We start from the raw sequence: 20578 nt of genomic DNA, 5'->3' as shown, positions 1-20578 counted from the left end.
GGCACGGAAATGGCGAGCCAAGAGATCGAAGCCCTGGCCGGTGCGCTGTCCCGTCTTCCCGGCCTTGGGCCGCGATCGGCACGGCGTGCGGTGCTGCACCTGATGAAGCGGCGCGAGGGCGCGCTGATGCCGTTGCTCGCGGCGCTCCAGACCGTCGCCGAGCGGCTGTCGACCTGCTCGATCTGCGGCAATGTCGATACGCGCGACCCCTGCACCATCTGCGCCGACCCCCGCCGCGATGACAAGAGCCTTTGCGTGGTCGAGGAAGTGTCCGACCTGTGGGCGCTCGATCGCTCGCGGCTGTTTCCCGGACGCTTCCATGTGCTCGGCGGACGGCTCTCGGCGCTCGAGGGGGTGCGGCCCGAGGACCTGTCGGTCGAGCCCTTGCTGCGCCGCGTCGCGGCCGGGGGGATCGACGAGGTGGTGCTGGCGATGAACGCCACGCTTGAGGGCCAGACTACCGCTCATTACCTTGCCGAGCGGCTGGAGAAGTTTCCGGTGCGGCTGACCCAGCTGGCGCATGGGCTGCCCGTCGGCGGCGAGCTCGACTATCTCGACGAAGGCACGCTCGCGCAGGCCCTGAGGGCGCGCCGCCCGGTCGCATGAGGGACCGCGATCTCGTCCGGCTGCACTGGCCCGAATCGCGGCGGCCGGCCTTTGACACCGTGCTGGCGCTCGACGACCGGCTTGCCGACATCGCCCTCGGCGCGGCGCAGCCGGCGCTCGGCGCAATCAAAATCGCCTGGTGGCGCGATCAGCTGGCCGCGCTCGACACCCAGCCCGCGCCGCCCGAACCCCTCCTGATGCAGGTGGTGGCGGAGCTCCTTCCGCTCGGCCTCAAGGGCGGCGATCTGGCAGGGCTTGCCGAGGCCTGGCTGGCGCTGACCGAGGAGCAGCCCGACCCCGGGCCGCGCGGCTGGGCGCTGTTCGGCCTGCTGGGCAAGCTGCTCGGGACCGAGGTGCGCGGCGGCGAGGCCTTCTCGCGCGCGGACCTTGCGCGGCGGTCCGGCGACCCGGCCTGGCTGGAAAAATCGGCGCCGGTGACGAGTCCGCGGCCGGCGCGTCCGGTCAGCCTGCTCGACGCGCTCGGCCGGCGCGATTCGGCGCGCTTCTGGCCGCCCGAACCCGAGGCAACGCCGGGCCGGTCCTGGACGCTCATCCGGCACCGTCTGACGGGGCGTTGACGACCGCTCGCGAAGGGCAGAAAAGGGCGCTCGCCGGATCGATGTCTGTGGAGGTCACTGATGACCCGCCTCATCGCCGGTGGCATCGCCGCCGTCCTGCTCGCCTCGGGTGCCTTCGTCTATTTCACGGGCAGCGCCGCCCCGCCCAAGCTCGCCGAAGCCCCGCCGGTTGCGACCGCCGCACCGCTGGTCGCCATCCCGACGCCCGAGGTCCGCGCCCCGCTGCTCGCTTCGCCCAAGTCGCGGGAGGAGAAAAGGTTCGCGCGGGCCGACAAGGACGATGACGGGCGGATCACCGCCGCCGAACTGTTCGAGCCCCGGCGCAAGGCCTTCGCCAAGCTCGACAGGGACGGCAATGGCGCGCTTAGCTTCGAGGAATGGGCGGCGAAGACCGTCGACAAGTTCGCAAGCGCCGATCAGGACCGGTCGGGCTGGCTGACGCCGGCCGAATATGCCTCGACCGCGCCTCCTCCGCCAAAGCGCAAGGCAGTCTGTTCCTGCTGATTTGCCAATAGCTTAGCCGGGTGGTAGATCGTTACGGGGCCCTTCCGGTCCGGGAAGGGTTTCCCCTTGCAGTACAAGCGTCTCGCCTACACCAGCCTCGCCGCGCTCGATCTCAGCGTGGAACAGCTCTTCGACATCGGCCAAACCGCCCGCGACCTCAACGCGCTCGACGGCGTGACCGGCCTGCTGCTCTTCAACGGCACCCACTTCCTCCAGTGGATCGAGGGCGCGCCGGAGACGATCGACGAGCTGATGGAGCGTCTGCGCCGCGATCCCCGTCACAGCGCGGTCGAGATCCGCGAGACGCAGATGGCCGACACGCGGCTGTTCGCCGACTGGTCGATGAAGCTGGTGCGGGTCCGCGCGCAGTTCATGCAGGCGCACGAGGATGTGCTCGAGGCGCTCCCCAGGGGCCTGCCCAACACCATCCGCGAACGCATCGCCGACATGGTCGAGCTGATCTCGGTCGAGGTCTGAGCCTCAGGCGGCGACCAGCTCGGTCTGGGTCGCCGCCAGCCATTCGCCGAAGTCGCCGCGGGCGCGATCAGTGTAGGCCTTCTTGCGGTCTGCCTTCCGGAAGCGCTCGGGCAGCGGCGGCATCAGCCCGAAATTGACGTTCATCGGCTGGAAGGTCTCGGGATTGGCATCGCCGGTGATGTGCCCGAGGAGCGCGCCCAGCGCGCTCGTGTTTGGCGGCGGAGCGAGCATCTCGCCACGCGCCTCGGCCGCCGCGAAGCGGGCGGCGATGAGGCCGATGGCAGCGCTTTCGACATAGCCTTCGCAGCCGGTGATCTGGCCGGCGAAGCGGATATTGGGCTTGCTCTTCAGGCGAAGCTGCCGGTCGAGCAGTTCGGGCGAGCGGATGAAGCTGTTGCGGTGGATCCCGCCAAGCCGCGCGAATTCGGCATTCTCCAGCCCGGGAATGGTGCGGAAGATGCGAACCTGCTCGCCATGCTTCAGCTTGGTCTGGAAGCCGACCATGTTCCACAAGGTGCCGCTCGCATTGTCCTGGCGGAGCTGGACGCAGGCATGGGGCCAGCGGCCGGTCTTGGGATCGTCGAGGCCGACACCCTTCAACGGGCCGAAGCGCAGGGTCTGGACGCCGCGCTCGGCCATCACCTCGATCGGCATGCAGCCCTCGAAATAGGGCGTGTCCTTTTCCCACTCCTTGAATTCGGTCTTCTCGCCAGCGTTCAGCGCGGCGACGAATGCGTCATACTGTTCGCGGGTCAGCGGACAGTTGATATAGTCGTCGCCGCCCTTGCCCCAGCGCGCGGCCTTCCACGCGACCGACATGTCGATGCTGTCGCCGTGGACGATCGGCGCAATGGCGTCGAAGAAGGCGAGCGCATCCTTTCCGGTCTCGGCGGCGATCGCCTCGGCCAGCTTCGAGCCGGTCAAGGGGCCGGTCGCGATGATCGTCGGATGGTCGGGGAGGGCATCGACCCGTTCGCGCACGATGCTGATGTTGGGATGCGCCTCGAGCGCGGCAGTGACCTCGGCGGCGAAGCCCTCGCGATCGACCGCCAGCGCCGAGCCGGCGGGGACCTTGGTCGCGTCGGCGCAGCGCATGACAAGGCTGCCCATCCGCCGCATTTCCTGGTGGAGGAGGCCGACGGCGTTGTTGTCGGCATCATCCGAGCGGAAGCTGTTGGAGCAGACCATCTCGGCCAAGCGGTCGGTCTCGTGCGCCGGGGTCATGTCCCCGCCGCCGCGCATTTCGCTGATGCGGACCTTGAGCCCGGCCTCGGCGAGCTGCCAGGCGGCTTCGGATCCGGCAAGGCCGCCGCCGACGATGTGAATATCCTGCATGGGGAGCGCCTTAGCGCCGATCCGCCGCCGAGCGAAGGGCGCTTGAACAGGTCTTTCAGCCCTCCGCCCGCTTCGCCACCAGCGCGAGAAGGTTGTTGTGGAGGTCGCCGAGGAAAAGCTCGCCCCACAGCCGGGCATAGCCGTTCACCGGCGTCCGGATGCGATAGCGAGTGGTGAGGGTGAGGCGGGTGTGGCCGGCGTCCATGGGCTCCATCCGGTAGCTGCCGCTCACCACCTTGAAGGTCGGCGTGTCGGGGAGGAGGTGGCGGTCGGTCATGTCCCAACCGCGGAAATCGTCCAACTGGAAGCGCCAGCCGATCTCGCGGCCCGGCTGCCAGCGATCGATGGTCTCGCGAAAGGCGATGCCATCGTCCCAGCGCGCGCGCCGCTCGGCGCCGAGGCCGCTTCCGACCAGCGTCGCGCCGCGCGGGCGGGGGACTCCGATCACGTCCTGCGACAGATTCCATTGACCTTCGCCGGCACGGACGTCGGGGATGCCTTCGAGCAATGGCCAGAGCGTCGCGCTGCTGGCGGCAATGACGCGCGAGCGGGTGACGTCGACCTCCGCCACCGGCAGCGGGACCAGGGGTTCGATCAGCAAGGCGGCGAGGGGGAAGGTGACGAGGCCGGTGCAATAGACCCGCCCGTCGCCCCGGCGATGACGGAGTCGGTGGGTCAGATAGGCGCCGAGGTAGAGGCAGGGGATCCACAAAGGCATCAGCATCAGGATGCAGATTGTTCCTTCGCGCAGGACGATGACCGAGGAGAGGAGAACAAGTCCGGCGAAGATCCAGATGACTTTCTGATAATGGCCGAACGAGCGCGTGCCGCTGAGGTCGGCGAGGTAGCAGAGCAGGGCGGCAAGCGCGGTCGGCAGGATCAGCAGGAAGGTGAAGCTGATCAGCGCCTCCGACCTGGTCGAATCAAGCAGGAAGTAGATGGCCAGCGCGAAGCCGCCGACCAGCAACAGCGCGGAGAGCAGCTGGCGCGGTCCGGACTTTCGACCGCCTTCCTGCCGAACATCGTCGATCATGACTGCTCTCCTGCGCTTGCTGATGTTGTTCAGGCGGCGACCGGCTCCATGGCCAGCCACTGGTTAACTTTGCGACCGAAGCGGGCGATCGCCGACATGTTGAAGAAGTGCATGCCGCCGAGAACCAGCACGGCGAGGCCGACCTTGCTCGACAGGAAGCGGATCATCTCCGGCCAGGTCGTCGGTTCGCGGCCGAGGCTGAGGGTGAGGGCGATGAAGCCGATGTTGACGAGGTAGAAGCCGACGACGAGCAGATGGTTAGTCGAGGTGGCGAGCTCGTCGTTCTGGCCGAAGCACTGAACGAGGAAGACCTTGCCATTCTTCGACAGGGTGCGGGCGACCCAGACGGTGATCCCAAGCGAGATCGTCAGGTAGAGCAGATAGGCAATCTCGACCATGCTTGCTTCCTTTCCTTCAGTCGTTTCTGTTGAAACCGAAATTAAGTCGCGTGGATTTGCCGTGGGTATCTTCCTGGCGGTCAGGTCGGGGGGGTGGCGTCCTTGCCGCTGCCCGGAATGAAGCGGGCGACCTTGGCGCCGAGCTTCATCAGGGTGATCAGCGTCGGCTTGGGCAATTTACGCACCTGCTCGTACCAATTGCCGAGCGTGCCGATGAATTCGTGCATACGGGTGACCCGCTCGCGCACTTGCGGCGGGGCGGTGGGATCGTTCTTGAGCTTTGCCGCCAGTTCCTCGAGCAGCCGGACGGTCGGGTCAATCTCGCGCCGCTTCCGCTCAGCGGCGATCTTCATCAGCATGTCCCACAGGTCGGTGTCCGCGACGAAATGGTCACGGCGGTCGCCCTCGACATGCACCCGGCGGACAATGCCATAGCTTTGAAGCTCGCGGACGCCGGTCGAGACGTTGGAGCGGGCGATGCCCAATTGCTCGACGATCTCCTCCGCATGAAGTGGCCGGTCGGAGAGATAGAGAAGGGCATGAAGCTGCGCGACCGAGCGGTTGACCCCCCATTGCGTGCCCATCTCCCCCCAGTGGAGGATGAAGGCCTTGGCATCGGGATGATCGACGATTCTCATGACAGTCATTTCTGTATCGACAGAAATACGAGAATGCAAGCGAGTAGTGCGTGTGGCGGTGAATACGTGTGCACGGGCTGGCGGGTCGGGCGTGGCCATGCTTCACTCGGCCGATGAAGCGCCTTCTCCTTGCCGCCGCCCTCGCGACCGTCGCTCTTCCCGCCACCGCCGTCGCCGGCCCCTATGCGCCGAAGGATCTGAGCGGGGTCAGGCATCCCGAATGGACCAAGGACGCGGTCATCTACCAGATCAACACCCGGCAGTTCACGCCCGAGGGGACGTTCAGGGCCGCCGAGGCGCAGCTTCCGCGGCTGAAAGCCATGGGCGTCGACATCCTGTGGGTTATGCCGATCCATCCCATCGGGGTGAAGAATCGCAAGGGGACGCTAGGCTCGCCCTACAGCGTGAAGGACTATCGCGCGGTCAATCCCGAGCTCGGCACGATGGCCGACTTCCAGCGCTTCGTGCGGGCCGCGCACGGGCAGGGGATGAAGGTCATCATCGACTGGGTCGCCAACCACAGCGCCTGGGACAATCCGCTCGTGGCACAGCATCCCGACTGGTACGATCGGGACTGGAAGGGTGATTTCCGGCCGACGCCCTGGTGGGACTGGTCCGACATCATCGACTTCGACTTCAGCAAGGAGCCGCTGCGCCAATATATGGCGGACAGCATGCTCTACTGGGTGCGCGAAGCCGACATCGACGGCTTCCGGGCCGACGTCGCCGCCTACATTCCGCGCGACTTCTGGGAGCAGGTCCGCACCGACGCCGATCGTATCAAGCCGGTCTTCATGCTCGGCGAGGCGCAGATGCGCGACCTCCACGACAAGGCGTTCGACGCGACCTACGGCTGGGGCTGGTACAATGCGCTGGCCGAGGTGGCGCAGGGCAAGGCCGATACCGGCGCGCTGTTCGGCTATTTCAGCGAGAATGAAAGCGCCTGGCCCAAGGGCGCAATGCGTATGGTCTATGCCGAAAACCACGACCAGAACGCCTGGCACGGGACCGGCGAGGAAGTCTTCGGGCCGGCGCTCAAGAACGTTCACGTGCTCGCTTTCGCCGGCGAAGGCATCCCGCTCATCTACAATGGCGAGGAAGCGGGCAATCCGAAGCGGCTGAAATTCTTCGAGAAGGACCCGATCGCCTGGCGCGATCACCCGAACCTGGCGCTGTTCACGAAGCTCGCCGCCCTCAAGACCCGCAATCGGGCGATGTGGAACGCGCCGTGGGGCGGGCGGATGGTCGGCGTGGTGAACGACCGGCCGCAGAAAGTATTTTCCTTCGTCCGCAGCGCCGGCAACGCGAAGGTGTTCGGCGTCTTCAACTTCTCGAAGGAGCCGCAGACAGTGAAGTTCACCGAGCGGCTGGCCGACGGCACCTACAGGGATTTCGACAGCGGCCAGTCGGTCAGGGTGGATGCGGCGACGAGCTTCACCATGGCGCCATGGAGCTATCGCCTGCTGACGGTGGAGTAACCGCCTACCGGGCGCCGAAGCCCGTCAGCATCGTCCGCAGCGTCTTGAAGACGATCAGCAGGTCGAGGAACGGCGAGAAGTATTTGATATAGTAGAAATCATACTGCAGCTTGCGGTGGATCTCGTCGACTTCCGCGACATGGCCCTGGTTGGTCTGCGCCCAGCCAGTAATCCCCGGCTTCACCACATGGCGATAGCGGTAGAAGGGGATTTCGCCGACATACCAGTGGCTGAGCACCTCGGCCTCGGGGCGCGGGCCGATCCAGCTCATCTCGCCCTTGAGGATATTCCAGGCCTGCGGGAGCTCGTCGATGCGGCTCTTGCGGAGGAAGCCGCCAACCCGGGTAATGCGCGGATCGAGGTCGCCCGTCATGGCGGCGGCGCGCGCGTCCTTGCCGGGCTGATCGCTGACCCGCATCGTCCGGAATTTCAGCACATGGAAGACGTGCCCGCGGTGGCCGATGCGGCGCTGGCGGAAGAAGATCGGGCCGCCGTCGTCGAGCTTGATGGCCAAAGCGGCGCCCAGCATGATCGGCACGATCAGCGGCGCGGCGGCGATCACAGCGACGAAGTCGATGATCGTCTTCAGGTGGAAATAGCCGAGCGCCGGGACCAGCGAGCCGAAGCTGTTTTCCGACAGATGGTCGATCTCGACCCGGCCCGTCACCGATTCCGCAAGCGGCTTCACCTGGTAGACGATGAGCCCGTCGAGCGCGGCGTCGGCGAGGAAGCTTTCCCACTCGGGCGACAGGTCAGCATTGAAGTCGGCGACGATCGCGTCGCAGCGGCGGGCAAGCTCGAGGCTCGGCTCCTCGAGACTGATGAAATTGATCCGCTCCAGCTCCTTGAGCTGGTCGACCTCGCCCACGGGCACGACCCCGATCTGCATCACCGTCTGCCGCTGGACGAGAAAGTAGATGAAGTAGAACCAGACGACGTGGAGCAGGAAGCCCGCGAGGAAGGACGAGCGGTCGTAGGGCAGTCGGGAGAAGAAGAAGAAGGCCAGCACCGCGCCATGCGCGACCGCGCAGGTCGGGAGGATGACGAGACTTGAGCGGATGCCCGGATAGGGCTCGACGCTGAGCCGCAGCCACAGCGCGATTGCGACCGCCACCACGTTCGCGTAGAAGGCATTGAAGGTCGAGATCCACAGTTTCTCGGGCGTCAGCAGGAGCCGCGCGGCGAGCGGCAGCACGGCGGCGATAAGGATCGCGCCAAGAAGCTGCACGCGCCGGCGCGAAAGCCAGCCACTGCGGCGGACATGCTGGACGGGAGAAACTTGCAACATCATGCGGCTACTGCGGGATCAACCGTATCAGAGGGTCCAGACGGGTATGCCAGATGGCACCCGATCTTGCCACAAGCGCTTGAGATCGGCCAATTGTCCGCCGTCGCGGAGCAAGGCCGAGAGGGTCTCGGCCGACATTGAACGATAGTCGTCGTGGGCGACCGCGCCGACCACGAGGTCGAAGCCCTCGGTATCGGCTGCCGGATCGATCAGGGTCAGGCCGTATTCGTGCTCGGCCTCGGCCGGGCGCGCGAGCGGGTCGGCGACCTTCACCTCATGCCCGAGCCATTCGAGGCGGCGGATGACGTCGATCACCCGGCTGTTGCGCAGGTCGGGCACATTTTCCTTGAAGGTCAGGCCGAGGATCAGGACCCGCGAGCTCTTCTTGCCGAGCTGCTCGTGGAGGCGGTCGCCGATCCACTCGCCCATGCCGTCGTTGGTCTCGCGTCCGGCAAGGATGATCCGCGGCCAGTGGCCGAGCTCGCGCGCCCGGTGGGCAAGATAATAAGGGTCGACCCCGATGCAGTGGCCGCCGACGAGGCCGGGCTCGAAGGGGAGGAAGTTCCACTTCGTCCGGGCCGCGGCGAGCACGTCCCAGATCGACAGGTCGAGCTTGGCGAAGATTTGCGTGATCTCGTTGATGAAGGCGATGTTTATGTCGCGCTGGGCGTTCTCGATCACCTTGGCCGCTTCCGCCGCCTTGATCGAGGCCGCCTCGAAGATCCGGCCGCCGTTCATCCGGCCGTACATGGCCACCAGCGTTGCCGAGGTCTCGGCATCCTCGCCTGCGACCACCTTGGTGATCCGGTCGACCGTATGCTCGCGATCGCCCGGATTGATCCGCTCGGGGCTGTAGCCGAGGCGGAAATGAGTGCCGCGGACGAGGTTGCCCGCCTTTTCGAGCTCGGGGCCGCAGATGTCCTCGGTGACGCCCGGATAGACGGTGCTCTCGTAGACGACGATGGCCGGGCGCTCGGGATCGATCATCTGAGCGACCGTCCGCGTCGCCGAGATCAGCGGCCGCAGGTCCGGAAGGTTCGACTGGTCGACGGGGGTCGGCACGGTGACGATGTAGATGTCGGCGCCGCGCGCATCGGCGACGTCGGTAGTGAGCGCGAGCGGGGAGGCCGACAGGCGCTCGCTGGTCAGCTCATGGGTTCGGTCCTCGCCGCGGCGAAGCTCCTCGACCCGGCCTTCGTCGATGTCGAAGCCGATGACATTTCCGTGCTCGGCCAGGGCGACAGCCAGCGGCAGCCCCACGTAGCCGAGGCCGATAACCACAATTTTCTGATCTCGCACGCCAACCTCGTTGTCTTCCGGGGCTCCATAGGGTGCACTTCTGCCACTGCCTATGGGATAATCTTCCCGATGAAGTTCTGCTTGCAACCGGTTCGGCTTTCCGGGAGTTGCAATGTACCGGACTAGTTTTCGTTCAACCGAGGGGAATGCCGCATGACCAAGTTCACCATCGCCGCCGGCCTTGCCGCCGCAAGCCTGCTGTCGACCGCGGCAGCCGCTCAGTGGGTGCCCGGCTCCGAAATCGCCGGTCAGACCGTCCAGGTCGAGACCAATGGCGTCGTCAACAACATCACCTTCCAGCCGGGCGGCACCGCCACCATCACCACGCCGAGCGGCAATGCCATTCCGGCGAGCTGGACCGCCAACGCCGGCCAGCTGTGCCTGCGCACCGGCGGCGCGTCGGAGTGCTTCCCCTACAACCAGCCCTTCCAGGCCGGTCAGAGCGTGACCGCGACCAGCAGCTGTGGCGCGACCAGCCGCTGGCTGGCCAATGCCACCAACCAGCCGGCCCAGCCGGCCCGTTCGGCCGGCGAGCGCGGCTAAGCCCGCTCCCTAGCGGAACGGCGGTTCATCGAAACTCCTGAGCTTGCGGCTGTGGAGGGCGTCGCCCTCCTCACGCAGCAGGTTCAGGGTTTCGATGCCGATCCGCAGATGCTGACTGATGGCCCGCTCGTAGAAAGCGTTGGCTTGGCCCGGAAGTTTGAGCTCGCCGTGCAGCGGCTTGTCCGACACGCATAGCAAGGTCCCGTAGGGCACGCGGAAGCGATAGCCCTGGGCCGAAACCGTGGCGCTCTCCATGTCGATGGCGACCGCGCGGCTCTGATTGAAGCGCAGCGCCGAGTCGGTGTAGCGCAGCTCCCAGTTCCGGTCGTCGGTCGTCACGACCGTTCCCGTCCGAAGCCGTTTCTTGAGCGTCTCCTCTTCCTCACCGGTCACCTTTGCGGCGGCGTTGAACAGCGCCGTCTGGACTTCCGCGATCGCGGGGATCGGAATCTCCACCGGCAGGATGCCGTCCAGCACATGGTCGTCGCGCAGATAGGCGTGGGCGAGGACATAGTCGCCGATCGTCTGACTCGGGCGCAGGCCTCCGCAATGGCCGATCATCAGCCACACCTCAGGACGAAGCACCGCGATATGGTCGCAGATCGTCTTGGCGTTGCTCGGCCCCACGCCGATGTTGACGAGGGTGATGCCGTCGTCGCCATTGGGCCCGATCAGGTGATAGGCGGGCATCTGGAAGCGCCGCCACGAGCCCGACGCAATCTCCGCCTCGGCATTGTCGAGCATGCCCTTCTCGTAGCGCCCGCCCGGGACCGACAGCGCCTGGTAGGGGCTGCCCTCCTCGCGCAGCGCATCCGCGGCGAAGCGCACGAACTCGTCCACGTAACGGACGTAGTTGGTGAAGAGGATGAAGCGCTGGAAATGCTCGGTCGGCGTTCCGGTATAATGCTTCAGCCGGGCGAGGCTGAAGTCGGTCCGCGGCCCGTCGAAGAGCGCCAGCGGCCGGGTCGAATGACGCGACATGTCCCAGTCGCCGTCGGCGATCTCGTCGCCGATATGGACCAGCTCGGTGGTCGGGAACCAGCGCCCGAGCTCGGCCGACTGGATGCCCCCGAGCTGGAGGTCGTCGCTCCCGTCGAGGACATAAGGGTAGGGGATCTCGCTCGCCGAGCGGCCGACACTGACCTTCACGTCATAGTCGCGGCAGAGATGCTCGAGCTGGGTGCGGAGATATTCCCGGAACAGCGCCGGCCGGGCGATGCTCGCGACATAGATGCCGGGCTGGTTCAGCCGGGCGAAGGCGCGGGCGGGGAGGGGCGGCGGGGTCGACGGGTCATAATCGATCCGCAGCTCCGGATAGGCAAAGCAGCCGTCGGCCCGGGCCGAGGCCTCGGGGCGGATGCCTTCGCGCACATAAGCGATCAGGGCGCGGCGGAGATTACGGACGGAGCCGTCGAAAATGGTCTCGAGTTCGTCGAGGATCGTTTCGATGTCAGGCATGGCCTCCTGTAACCGAAAGCGGTCGCGGGGCAAGGGCCGGGCGCCGGGACTGGAGCGGGTAGCGGGAATCGAACCCGCGCGTTCAGCTTGGGAAGCTGACAGGCTACCATTACATCATACCCGCCCGCGTCGCCGTGGGCACGGCGGGCCGATGCCACAGCTTTCCCCATAAGAAAAGAGGCGCCGCGGTTGCCCGCGACGCCTCCCTTCGAACGAAGTCGGTCGACCTTAGAAGTCGAGGCCCAGCGTCGCCTGGAAGGTGCGCGGAGCACCGACCGAGAAGCGCGGGTTGCCGGCCAGGTTGTTCTGGGTGTTGATGTTCGCGAAGTAGAACTTGTTGAACAGGTTCACCACGCTGGCGCGGGCATAGAGGCCCGGGAGCAGCGCATCGAGCTTGGCGCGGACGTCACCGTCGACGAGGAAGAAGTCCTCGGTGCGGCCGTTGGTCGAGATCGGCAGGTTGCCGACATTGGCGAGCGCGCCGACGCGACCATTGTCGTCGGTCGAGTAGCGCTTGCCGGTCCACTTGGCCTGCAGGCTGAACGACAGGAAGCTGACGTCCTGCTGGACGCGGCCGCCCCAGCTCCACTTCGGCGTCTCGACGAACTGCGCGCCCTTGGTCAGGACGACGGCGCAGGTGTTGGCGACGGTGTCGGTGGTGCCGGTGATGCAGTTCGAGCCGCCCGCGCGACCAAGGACGTTCTCCTTGATCTTCGAGTCGATGTACGAAAGGTAGCCGTACAGCGTCGTGTTGCGGAGCGGACGGAAGCTCACCTGGCCGTCGAAGCCGTAGGCACGGGCATCGCCGACGTTACGATCGACGGTCGAACCGAAGGTCGGGCTGGCCGGATCGAGATCCTGCGCCGTGACGATGCGGTTCTTGTAGTCGACATAGTAGCTGGCGAGCTGCGCCTGCAGGTTGCCCGAGCGATAGCGGTAGCCGAACTCGTAGCTGTTGGTGGTTTCCGGCTTCGGATCCAGCACGACCGAACGATAGAGGTTGTCGGTCGACGGCGACGAGAAGTTCTTGCCGTAGCTGGCATAGAGGCTGTGGCCGCCCGAGAAGTCGTACGACACGCCGCCCGACGGAAGGATCGGGCTGTACTTCACCGTCCGCTCGAACGGCAGGAAGTAGGACGTGCCCGCACCCGCGAACGGGTTGGTCGGGGTCGCGCCCGGCAGGATCGGGGTCGGGTTGCTGGTGCAGTAGGGGTTGCCCGCGGTAACGCTGACGCCGCCCGTGCTGGTGCTGGCGCCGCCGAACACGAAGGTGCCGTTCGACGTGTAGCAGTTCTGGTTCAGCTCACGCTTGAACCACGGCGCGCGGATGCCCACGGTGGCAGTCAGACGGTTGTCCAGGAACTTGCCGAAATATTCGAAGCTCAGCTGCTGGAGCTGGGCGATCGAAAGACGGTCGCGGTTCTGGAGGACGGCACCGTTGGCGCCAAGGACGACGGCTTGGTCGTTATACTTGCCGCCGAACGGGCTGATCGGGTCGCCGTTGGTTTCGAGACGCCCGAACTCGCCGGTCTGCCGGTGACGGCCGCGGTCGAAGGTGTAGGCGAGACGGACGCGCTGGCTTTCCGACAGCTCGTACACCAGCGACGACAGCAGCGTGTAGCGCTTCGTGCGGGTGTTGCTCGGCTGATAGAGGCGGACGATGTCGATCGTGTCGCCGTCGCCGTTGAGGTCGAAGCCGGTGGCGGTCGAACCGACGCGCAGGCGAGCGTCGTTCTCGCGCACGGTGGCGGTGCCGCCGCCGTTGGCGAGGACGTGCTGGTAGCCCGGGTCGGCCGTGAAGATCAGGCCCGGAGCCAGGGTCAGCTTGATCGCACCGCGGAAGTTGCCCGTGTTCGACGGGTTGATGCGCAGGTTGTAATAGTTGGTGCAGGTCGACGGAGCGAGACCGACGACGTTCGAGTTCGCGGTCGAGCTCGAGCCGTCATCATCGGCAACGCCGGTGGTCGGAAGGTCGCGCGCGCACTGCTCGATGTTGTCGAAGTCGCGGTTGACCAGATAGTCGGCGACCGTGCCGTTGTTGTACGCGTTGTTGCGGTTGCGGTTGTAGTGCCAGGCGAGGCTGATGAAGTCGCCGTTGGTGCCGAGCGGCTTGTACAGGCGGGCATTGCCCTGCTGCTTGCGCAGTTCGCCCGGGCCCTTGAACTTGTCGTACTTCTGGTTCGAGCCCGAGATGAAGCCGCGGATGCCGGTGCCGGCGATGTCGCCGGTCTCGATCATGCCGAACACGCGGGTGTAGTCGTTCTCACCGATGGTGCCCTTCAGCAGGCCACCGAATTCCTTGCCCGGGACGCGGGTGCGGTAGCTGACGACGCCGCCGGCGGCCGACGGGGTCGGCGAATCGACGTCGGTGGTGCCGAGGTTCACCGACACCTGGTCGATGATTTCCTGGTCCATCTGCTGGTTGCCAAAGATGGCATAGTTGCCGGTGTCGTTCAGCGGCAGGCCGTCGAACAGCAGCGCGACGCGGTTACCCGGGAAGCCGCGGATGCGGAGGTTGCCGCCCGACGAACCATAGGGGTCGTTGTTGGTGTACTGGACACCCGGGATGAGGTTGATCGACTGCAGGACCGACTGGCCTTCCGACTGGCGGGCGAGGACGTCGCTGGTCAGGATCGAGCGGGTCTTGGGAACGTCGGGGACGACCACGCCGCTGATGCCGCGCGAGCGGGTGCCGGTGACGACGATCGCCTCGGCTTCCTTGTTGTTCTCGGTCGCGTCCGTACCGGTCGACTGAGCAAAGGCCGCGGTCGGCATGAAGGCCGCTGCGGTGGTGCAAAGCAGAAGTAGCTTTTTCACGTGTTGAACCCCGATGATGAAGAGTGACTGACGTGTGTTCGTGCAGTTCACCGGGGCCGCTAGGGCGAGATTAAGACAAAGAGGTGACGACCGGACCGGCCTCACCCTCTATCCCAACCTCTGTTGTCGAAAAACAACGCTGCCAGTCGCCACCCCCGCGACTCGGGGGCGCTAACAGCAAATTAAGCCGTCATTTTCAAGTGACCTACCGGTCCAAACGCCGCCCGAGCTTCACGAAGAGGACGATGAGTGGCGGAACGAACACAACCGAAAGCACGATCTTGGCCAGCATCTGGCCGCCCATCAGCGTGGCGATCGGGAAGACGCCGTAAAAGGCGACCGTGACGAAGATCAACGTGTCGACCGCCTGGCTGAGCGCGGAGGCGATCGCCGAGCGGACGACCAGCAGCCGCGAGCCCTCGCGGCCCTTCAGCGCCGAGAAGATGGTGACGTTGAGAAGCGTCGAGATGCCATAGGCGAGGATCCCGCCGAGCCAGATCCGCGGCGTGCCGCTCATCAGCAGCGTGAAGGCGTCGAGTCGCTTCGGATCCATCTCGGGGCTGGCGGGGAGGGCGAGGACGATCTCGCTCAGCACGAGGCTCACCAGCAGCGGGACGAAGCCCCAGATGACGAGCTTGTTGGCGATCGCCCGGCCGTGCAGCTCGGCGACCGACGAGCTCGTCACCACCAGCAGGAGGAAGGCGAAGATGCCGGCCTCGACCGCGAGCGGGCCAAGGCCGACCTGCTTGTTGCCGAGCACCCCGGCGATGCAGACCATGCCGCCATAGAAGATGCCGAACGCGAACAGGCTGGGCGCGATCAGCTTGGCGGGCGAAGCGGTGTCAGTCGTCATGGGCGGGGAGGCGTAACGCCTCGAAATCAAAGTGCAACATTGACCCTGTTGCGCGCACGCCCTAACCGCCCGCCCTCGTGACCTCCACCAGCCTCGACATCCTCGCCATGGGCGATGCCCTGGTCGATGTGATCGCGACCTGCGACGCCGACTTCCTTGAACGATTCGCCCTTCCCAAGGGGGCGATGCAGCTGCTTGGCGCCGACGAGGCGCTGGCGCTCTACGACGCCATGGGCACCGCCCGCGAGACGAGCGGCGGATCGGCCGCAAACTCGATGGCGGGCGCGGCGGCGATGGGCGCGAAGGTCGGCTTCGTCGGGCAGATCGCCAACGACCAGCTCGGCACCATCTTCACCCACGACATGCGCGCCCTCGGAGTCGACTTCGCTACTCCGCCGCTGGTCGACGGGCCGCCGACGGGTCGTTGCCTGATCCTCGTCACGCCCGATGGCGAGCGGACCATGAACACCTGCCCGGGCGCGGCACACTGCCTGCCACCGGCGGCGGTCGACGAGGCGGCCATCCGCGGCGCCTCGATCCTCTATCTTGAGGGCTATCTGTTCGGCCCCGAATTGCCGCGCCAGGCGATGTTCAAGGCGATCGACATCGCCCATGCCGCCCAGCGCACCGTCGCCTTCACGCTCAGCGAGAGCGTTTGCCTCCCGGGCCGCAAGGAGCCGCTCCAGCAACTGCTCGCGGGCGGGGGCGTCGACCTCATCTTCGCCAACGAATCCGAAGCCCTTCAGCTGGCCGATGCGCCCGATCTCGACACGGCGGTCGAGCGCCTGTCCAAGCAGGTCGGGACACTGGTCTTCACCCGCGGTCCCGCCGGCGCGCTCGCGTTCGAGAATGGCGAGAAGACCGAAGTGCCGGCGATCGGCGTTCGCGAGGTGGTCGACACCACCGGCGCGGGCGACCTCTTCGCCGCCGGCTTCCTCGCCGCGCGCTGCAAGGGTCACCCGATCGACCGCCAGCTGATGACCGGCGGGATTGCTGCGGCCGAGATCATCAGCCACTTCGGCGCTCGCCCGGTCGCCGATCTCAGCGAGCTGGTGAAGCTGTGAGCAATTCCATCCGCCGCATCGCCGTCTATTGCGGCTCCTCGCCCGGCAATGACGCTGCCTTCGCTGACGCGGCCGTCGCGCTCGTCCGGGCGATGGCGGCACGCGGGATCGACCTCGTCTACGGCGGGGGCAAGCTCGGCCTGATGGGCCTCATCGCCGACACGATGCTGGAGTCGGGCGGCAAGGTCTATGGCGTCATTCCGGCCGCCCTGGTCGACAAGGAAGTCGCCCATCTTGGCCTGACCGAACTGCATCAGGTCGCCGGCATGCACGAGCGCAAGGCCAAGATGACCGAGCTGTGCGACGCTTTCGTCTGCCTGCCGGGCGGCATCGGCACGCTCGACGAACTGTTCGAGGCCTGGACATGGAATGCGCTCGGCTATCACGCCAAGCCCTTCTGCCTGTTGAACGTCAACGGCTTCTGGAACGGCCTCGACCGCTTCATGGATCATGTTGCGGGTTCGGGCTTCCTGTCGCAGGCGCGCCGCGCGCAGCTGCTGCTCGCCGACACGCCCGAGGGCGCCATCAACAAACTGGACGAAGCTGCGGCAAACGCTACGCAGGGCATGGTCTGGTAATCGCCGGGGGGCGGGGAATAGAAATGAGTCACTGGTTCGGCCTGATCGGGATCGTCGCGATCCTGCTCGTCGCATTCCTCTTCTCGAGCGACCGCAAGGCGATCCGCCTGCGCGTCGTCGGCGCGGCCTTCGCGCTGCAGGCGGCGATCGCCTTCCTCGTGCTCTACACGCCGTGGGGCCGGGCCGGCATCGAGGGAATGGCGACCGGCGTTTCCAACCTTCTCGGCTATGCCGGCGAGGGCACGGCCTTCCTCTTCGGTGCCAAGGACAAGAATCCGGCGCTCTACAACACCTTCGCGCTCGGCGCGCTGCCGGTGATCATCTTCTTCGCCGCCCTCGTCTCGATCCTCTACTATCTCGGCATCATGCAGCGCGTGGTCCGCTGGGTCGGCGGCGCGATCGGCTGGATCACGGGGATCGGCCGGGTCGAGGCCCTCGGTTCGGCGGCGAACATCTTCGTCGGCCAGTCGGAAAGCCCGCTGGTGGTGCGGCCCTATCTCGCCAGCCTCGCCCCGGCGCAGCTCTTCACCCTGATGGTCGTCGGCATGGCGGGGGTCGCGGGGACCATCCTCGCCGCCTACGCCAGCCTGCTCGGCGAAACCTATCTGCCCTATCTCCTCGCCGCCGCCTTCATGTCGGCGCCGGGCGGCATCCTGATGGCCAAGATCATCATGCCCGACGCGCGCGACCTTGCGCCGCCGACCAATGCCGAAGCGCGCGCCGAAGCCGGTCCGCCGGCCGAGACGATCGAGATCGCCGAGACCTTCGAGGAAGGCGAGAAGCCCGCCAACATCATCATGGCCGCCGCCCAGGGCGCACAGACCGGGGTCAAGCTCGCGGTCGCGGTCGGCGCGATGGTGCTCGCCTTTGTCGCGCTTGTCGCGCTGGCCAACGGCATTCTTGGCGGGATTGGTGCCCGGCTCGGCTTCGCGGGCCTCAGCTTCCAGCAGCTGGTCGGCCTCGTCTTCCAGCCGATCATGTATCTCATCGGCGTTCCCTGGAGCGAGGCGGGTACGGCCGGCGGGCTGTTCGGGACCAAGATCGTCCTCAACGAATTTGTTGCCTTCATTGAGCTTGGCAATGCCGCCGGTCCGGCCGCCGCGCTGACCGACCGGAGCCGGGCGATCGTCACCTTCGCCCTGTGCGGCTTTGCCAATTTCTCGTCGATCGCGATCCAGATGGCGGTGACCGGCGGGCTCGCGCCCAACCAGCGCCCGGTGATCGCCCGCCTCGGCCTCAAGGCCCTGCTGGCGGGCAGCCTCGCCAATCTGATGAGCGCCGCGCTCGCCGGGATCATGCTGCCCTAGGACCGATTGATCTCAATCATTTGCGAGCGGGCGCCGAGCGGATTAAGGCGCCCGCATGACCACCGAGACTTTCGCCGCCGACAACATCGCCTCCGTTTCGCTGACCGAGGCTGACCGCGATCAGGATGCCTTTGCCCGCAAGCTCGGGCGGAGCTTCGAGGAATATGGCTTCGCCGTCCTCGCCGACCACGGCATCCCGGACGAGCTGATCGCGCGCGCCGAGGAGAAGGCCAGGGCCTTCTTCGCGCTGCCGGAGGTGGTGAAGCGCCGCTACGCGCTCGGAAGCGGCGGCGCGCGCGGCTACACGCCGTTCGGGATCGAGACCGCCAAGGGCGCCAAGGCGCACGACCTCAAGGAATTCTGGCATGTCGGGCGCGAGCTGACCCCGGGGCACAGCTTCCGCGACGTCATGGCCGACAATGTCTGGCCGGACGAAGTGCCGGGCTTCAAGGAAACCTTCCTCGAGCTCTACGACACCTTCGACCGCACGGGCGTCACGGTGCTGAAGGCGATCGCCCGCTATCTCGGGATCGACGAGGATTATTTCACCGACACCGTCCGCGACGGCAATTCGGTGCTCCGCCTGCTCCACTATCCCCCGCAGCAGGAAGCGACCGGCGAGCATATCCGCGCCGGCGCGCACGAGGACATCAACACCATCACCCTGCTGCTCGGCGCCGAGGAAGCGGGGCTTGAGCTCAAGACCCGCGACGGGCGCTGGATCCCGGTTTCGCCGAAGCCCGGCGAACTCGTCATCAACATCGGCGACATGCTGCAGCGGCTGACCAACGGCAAGCTGCGCTCAACTCCGCACCGGGTGGTCAATCCGACCCCCGACCGGGCCAGCAACGCCCGCTATTCGATGCCTTTCTTCCTCCATTTCCGCCCCGATTTCATGATCGAGGCGCTGCCCGGCACGGTGCCGGCGGGGGAGGAGCCGAAGTGGCCGCCGATCAGCAGCCACGACTATCTCATGGAGCGGCTGCGCGAGATCAAGCTCGCCTGACCTGACCCACTGACGCGGGCCGCGATCGGTCCGCTTCGGACCTTTGCTTAGACCACCGTTAGGCGGCGCCGTTCAATTGGCGCTGTCGAAGGGCGGTCAACATGCGAATTAACAAGCTTCTCGCGCCGGCGGTCTTCACGGTCCTGATGTGTGCCGCCGATGCGGCGCAGGCCGGGACCGCGACGACGACGATGAACGTCTCGGCGACGGTCCAGAACAGCTGCCTTGTCAGCGCCTCGGCCCTGGCCTTCGGCAATTACGATCCGGTCAGCGCCAGTCCGACCAACGCGACCAGCAGCATCACCGTGACCTGCACCACGGGGACGAGCTTCACCGTCGGCCTCGACGCGGGCTCGGCGGCGGGTGCGACGGTGACCACGCGCCAGATGAGCAACGCGGCCAATCGCCTGAGCTACAGCCTGTTCAGCGATTCCGCGCGGACCACCAACTGGGGCAATACCGCCGGGGTCAACACACCCGCCGCGATCACCGCCACCGCCTCCCCGTCGGTGCTGACCGTCTATGGCCAGATCGCAGCCCAGCAGAATCTCCCGGCCGGGAATTATTCCGACACCGTCATCGTCACGGTCACCTACTAGCCATGCCGGGAAAGCGCCTCGGCCCCGGGCGGTGGCTTGCGATCATGGTCCTCGCGGGCGTTGCGCTCTCCACGCCGGCCGCAGCGGGACGCATCGCCGTCGTCCCCATCCGGATCATGGTCGCGCCCGCGTCGAGCTTCTGCGCACTGAACGTCAGCAACCAGGGGGAGAAACCGGTTTCGGTCCAGGTTCGCGGCTTTCGCTGGCGGCAGGACCCGAACGGCTCGGACATTCTCGAGCCTGCCGGAATAGGGCTCAACCCCGCGATCCTGACCCTCTCGCCGCAGCAGAAGAGGTTGGTGCGCTGCAGCCTGCCGCCGCCGAGCGGTGCGGGCGAAGACAGCTTTCGGCTGATCGTCGACGAATTGCCCGAGGGCGAGCCGATGCCCGGCACCATGCGCACCTTGCTGCGCCTCAGCCTCCCGGTCCTTCGCACGCCAAAGACCGCGCGGCCGCTCGTCCGCTGGTCATCGGGACCGGACGGAGCGCCGCGCCTCCGCAACGACGGCAGCGCGAGTATTCTCGTTGCGCGGCTGGTGATCGGTCGCGCCGGCGCGGGGCCGATCACGCTCGACCGCTCCCTATACCTTTTGGCCGGATCGAGCCGATCGCTTTCCGGTGACCTCGCCGCAGGGGACATCCGCAGCATCGAGATCGTCGACGGCGCGGGCCAGCGCCACCCGGTCGAACGGTCGCGCGACTGAGCCGGCGTCCGGTCC

The 20578-nt window shown here is 66.5% G+C and carries 21 protein-coding genes and 1 tRNA gene; 12 read left to right on the top strand and 10 right to left on the bottom strand.

Features of this window, described 5'->3' with window-relative positions; genetic code table 11:
• The first annotated feature begins 9 nt into the window (after positions 1–9).
• The 4 genes from recR to AC4GYU_RS11695 all read left to right on the top strand — a co-directional run bounded on the left by recR (position 10) and on the right by AC4GYU_RS11695 (position 2165).
• A complete protein-coding gene (recR, locus tag AC4GYU_RS11710; protein WP_491087128.1) occupies positions 10–606 on the top strand; it encodes a recombination mediator RecR in 597 nt (198 codons plus the stop codon).
• On the top strand, positions 603–1184 hold the full coding sequence (locus AC4GYU_RS11705; RefSeq protein ID WP_491087127.1) for a hypothetical protein: 582 nt from the start codon (positions 603–605) through the stop codon (positions 1182–1184). Before recR ends, AC4GYU_RS11705 begins: the two co-directional genes overlap by 4 nt.
• 60 nt (positions 1185–1244) lie before the next feature.
• Positions 1245–1688: an EF-hand domain-containing protein gene (locus AC4GYU_RS11700; protein WP_491087126.1), complete on the top strand. Its 444-nt coding sequence runs from the start codon at positions 1245–1247 to the stop codon at positions 1686–1688.
• Between the two features lie 66 nt (positions 1689–1754).
• Positions 1755–2165, top strand: coding sequence for a BLUF domain-containing protein (locus AC4GYU_RS11695; protein ID WP_491087125.1), 411 nt, complete (start codon positions 1755–1757; stop codon positions 2163–2165).
• Between the two features lie 3 nt (positions 2166–2168).
• Here AC4GYU_RS11695 and trmFO read toward each other — a convergent pair whose 3' ends face one another.
• The 4 genes from trmFO to AC4GYU_RS11675 all read right to left on the bottom strand — a co-directional run bounded on the left by trmFO (position 2169) and on the right by AC4GYU_RS11675 (position 5569).
• Positions 2169–3500, bottom strand: coding sequence for a methylenetetrahydrofolate--tRNA-(uracil(54)-C(5))-methyltransferase (FADH(2)-oxidizing) TrmFO (trmFO, locus tag AC4GYU_RS11690; RefSeq protein WP_491087124.1), 1332 nt, complete (start codon positions 3498–3500; stop codon positions 2169–2171).
• A gap of 55 nt (positions 3501–3555) precedes the next feature.
• Positions 3556–4533, bottom strand: a complete 978-nt coding sequence (locus AC4GYU_RS11685; RefSeq protein ID WP_491087123.1) for an SRPBCC family protein — start codon at positions 4531–4533, stop codon at positions 3556–3558.
• 29 nt (positions 4534–4562) lie between these two features.
• Positions 4563–4931, bottom strand: a complete 369-nt coding sequence (locus AC4GYU_RS11680; RefSeq protein ID WP_491087122.1) for a hypothetical protein — start codon at positions 4929–4931, stop codon at positions 4563–4565.
• A gap of 80 nt (positions 4932–5011) precedes the next feature.
• Positions 5012–5569: a GbsR/MarR family transcriptional regulator gene (locus AC4GYU_RS11675; RefSeq protein WP_491087358.1), complete on the bottom strand. Its 558-nt coding sequence runs from the start codon at positions 5567–5569 to the stop codon at positions 5012–5014.
• 113 nt (positions 5570–5682) lie between these two features.
• Here AC4GYU_RS11675 and AC4GYU_RS11670 point away from each other — a divergent pair, with 113 nt between their 5' ends.
• A complete protein-coding gene (locus AC4GYU_RS11670; protein WP_491087121.1) occupies positions 5683–7047 on the top strand; it encodes an alpha-amylase family glycosyl hydrolase in 1365 nt (454 codons plus the stop codon).
• Between the two features lie 4 nt (positions 7048–7051).
• Here the strand turns inward: AC4GYU_RS11670 and AC4GYU_RS11665 are convergent, their stop codons facing one another.
• Positions 7052–8338 carry a sugar transferase gene (locus AC4GYU_RS11665; RefSeq protein ID WP_491087120.1) on the bottom strand — a complete coding sequence of 429 codons (1287 nt, stop codon included), beginning with the start codon at positions 8336–8338 and terminating at the stop codon, positions 7052–7054.
• 24 nt (positions 8339–8362) lie between these two features.
• Entirely contained in the window at positions 8363–9634 is a 1272-nt protein-coding gene (locus tag AC4GYU_RS11660) for a nucleotide sugar dehydrogenase (RefSeq protein ID WP_491087119.1), read from the bottom strand.
• Between the two features lie 153 nt (positions 9635–9787).
• Here AC4GYU_RS11660 and AC4GYU_RS11655 point away from each other — a divergent pair, with 153 nt between their 5' ends.
• A complete protein-coding gene (locus AC4GYU_RS11655) occupies positions 9788–10177 on the top strand; it encodes a hypothetical protein (RefSeq protein WP_491087118.1) in 390 nt (129 codons plus the stop codon).
• Positions 10178–10186: 9 nt separating this feature from the next.
• Here the strand turns inward: AC4GYU_RS11655 and AC4GYU_RS11650 are convergent, their stop codons facing one another.
• The 4 genes from AC4GYU_RS11650 to AC4GYU_RS11635 all read right to left on the bottom strand — a co-directional run bounded on the left by AC4GYU_RS11650 (position 10187) and on the right by AC4GYU_RS11635 (position 15305).
• Entirely contained in the window at positions 10187–11635 is a 1449-nt protein-coding gene (locus AC4GYU_RS11650) for an AMP nucleosidase (protein ID WP_491087117.1), read from the bottom strand.
• A gap of 50 nt (positions 11636–11685) precedes the next feature.
• A tRNA-Gly gene (locus AC4GYU_RS11645) sits at positions 11686–11759 on the bottom strand.
• A gap of 104 nt (positions 11760–11863) precedes the next feature.
• Entirely contained in the window at positions 11864–14452 is a 2589-nt protein-coding gene (locus AC4GYU_RS11640; protein WP_491087116.1) for a TonB-dependent receptor, read from the bottom strand.
• Between the two features lie 205 nt (positions 14453–14657).
• Positions 14658–15305, bottom strand: coding sequence for a queuosine precursor transporter (locus tag AC4GYU_RS11635; protein ID WP_491087115.1), 648 nt, complete (start codon positions 15303–15305; stop codon positions 14658–14660).
• 77 nt (positions 15306–15382) lie between these two features.
• On the opposite strand from AC4GYU_RS11635, the gene AC4GYU_RS11630 reads away from it, so the two are divergent.
• The 6 genes from AC4GYU_RS11630 to AC4GYU_RS11605 all read left to right on the top strand — a co-directional run bounded on the left by AC4GYU_RS11630 (position 15383) and on the right by AC4GYU_RS11605 (position 20563).
• Positions 15383–16369 (top strand): adenosine kinase, encoded by a 987-nt coding sequence (locus tag AC4GYU_RS11630; RefSeq protein WP_491087114.1) that lies wholly within the window; start codon positions 15383–15385, stop codon positions 16367–16369.
• A complete protein-coding gene (locus AC4GYU_RS11625) occupies positions 16366–16947 on the top strand; it encodes an LOG family protein (protein ID WP_491087113.1) in 582 nt (193 codons plus the stop codon). Before AC4GYU_RS11630 ends, AC4GYU_RS11625 begins: the two co-directional genes overlap by 4 nt.
• 23 nt (positions 16948–16970) lie before the next feature.
• Positions 16971–18254 (top strand): NupC/NupG family nucleoside CNT transporter, encoded by a 1284-nt coding sequence (locus AC4GYU_RS11620; protein ID WP_491087112.1) that lies wholly within the window; start codon positions 16971–16973, stop codon positions 18252–18254.
• A 55-nt stretch (positions 18255–18309) separates the two neighbouring features.
• Positions 18310–19260 (top strand): isopenicillin N synthase family dioxygenase, encoded by a 951-nt coding sequence (locus tag AC4GYU_RS11615; RefSeq protein ID WP_491087111.1) that lies wholly within the window; start codon positions 18310–18312, stop codon positions 19258–19260.
• A 101-nt stretch (positions 19261–19361) separates the two neighbouring features.
• Complete coding sequence (locus AC4GYU_RS11610; RefSeq protein WP_491087110.1) at positions 19362–19859, top strand: Csu type fimbrial protein; 498 nt, start codon at positions 19362–19364, stop codon at positions 19857–19859.
• 2 nt (positions 19860–19861) lie between these two features.
• Positions 19862–20563: a fimbrial biogenesis chaperone gene (locus tag AC4GYU_RS11605; protein WP_491087109.1), complete on the top strand. Its 702-nt coding sequence runs from the start codon at positions 19862–19864 to the stop codon at positions 20561–20563.
• The last annotated feature ends 15 nt before the right edge of the window (positions 20564–20578 follow it).

The sequence above is a fragment of the Sphingomonas sp. SP2 genome (assembly GCF_058313385.1).
The sequence above is the reverse complement of the archived record's forward strand: the minus strand, read 5'-3'. Positions and strand labels throughout refer to the sequence as shown.

Coding starts and splice junctions, on each gene's coding strand:
- recR (WP_491087128.1), top strand. CDS start 10: ATGGCGAGCCAAGAGATCGAAGCCCTGGCCGGTGCGCTGTCCCGTCTT.
- AC4GYU_RS11705 (WP_491087127.1), top strand. CDS start 603: ATGAGGGACCGCGATCTCGTCCGGCTGCACTGGCCCGAATCGCGGCGG.
- AC4GYU_RS11700 (WP_491087126.1), top strand. CDS start 1,245: ATGACCCGCCTCATCGCCGGTGGCATCGCCGCCGTCCTGCTCGCCTCG.
- trmFO (WP_491087124.1), bottom strand. CDS start 3,500: ATGCAGGATATTCACATCGTCGGCGGCGGCCTTGCCGGATCCGAAGCC.
- AC4GYU_RS11685 (WP_491087123.1), bottom strand. CDS start 4,533: ATGATCGACGATGTTCGGCAGGAAGGCGGTCGAAAGTCCGGACCGCGC.
- AC4GYU_RS11680 (WP_491087122.1), bottom strand. CDS start 4,931: ATGGTCGAGATTGCCTATCTGCTCTACCTGACGATCTCGCTTGGGATC.
- AC4GYU_RS11675 (WP_491087358.1), bottom strand. CDS start 5,569: ATGAGAATCGTCGATCATCCCGATGCCAAGGCCTTCATCCTCCACTGG.
- AC4GYU_RS11670 (WP_491087121.1), top strand. CDS start 5,683: ATGAAGCGCCTTCTCCTTGCCGCCGCCCTCGCGACCGTCGCTCTTCCC.
- AC4GYU_RS11665 (WP_491087120.1), bottom strand. CDS start 8,338: ATGATGTTGCAAGTTTCTCCCGTCCAGCATGTCCGCCGCAGTGGCTGG.
- AC4GYU_RS11655 (WP_491087118.1), top strand. CDS start 9,788: ATGACCAAGTTCACCATCGCCGCCGGCCTTGCCGCCGCAAGCCTGCTG.
- AC4GYU_RS11650 (WP_491087117.1), bottom strand. CDS start 11,635: ATGCCTGACATCGAAACGATCCTCGACGAACTCGAGACCATTTTCGAC.
- AC4GYU_RS11635 (WP_491087115.1), bottom strand. CDS start 15,305: ATGACGACTGACACCGCTTCGCCCGCCAAGCTGATCGCGCCCAGCCTG.
- AC4GYU_RS11620 (WP_491087112.1), top strand. CDS start 16,971: ATGAGTCACTGGTTCGGCCTGATCGGGATCGTCGCGATCCTGCTCGTC.
- AC4GYU_RS11615 (WP_491087111.1), top strand. CDS start 18,310: ATGACCACCGAGACTTTCGCCGCCGACAACATCGCCTCCGTTTCGCTG.
- AC4GYU_RS11610 (WP_491087110.1), top strand. CDS start 19,362: ATGCGAATTAACAAGCTTCTCGCGCCGGCGGTCTTCACGGTCCTGATG.
- AC4GYU_RS11605 (WP_491087109.1), top strand. CDS start 19,862: ATGCCGGGAAAGCGCCTCGGCCCCGGGCGGTGGCTTGCGATCATGGTC.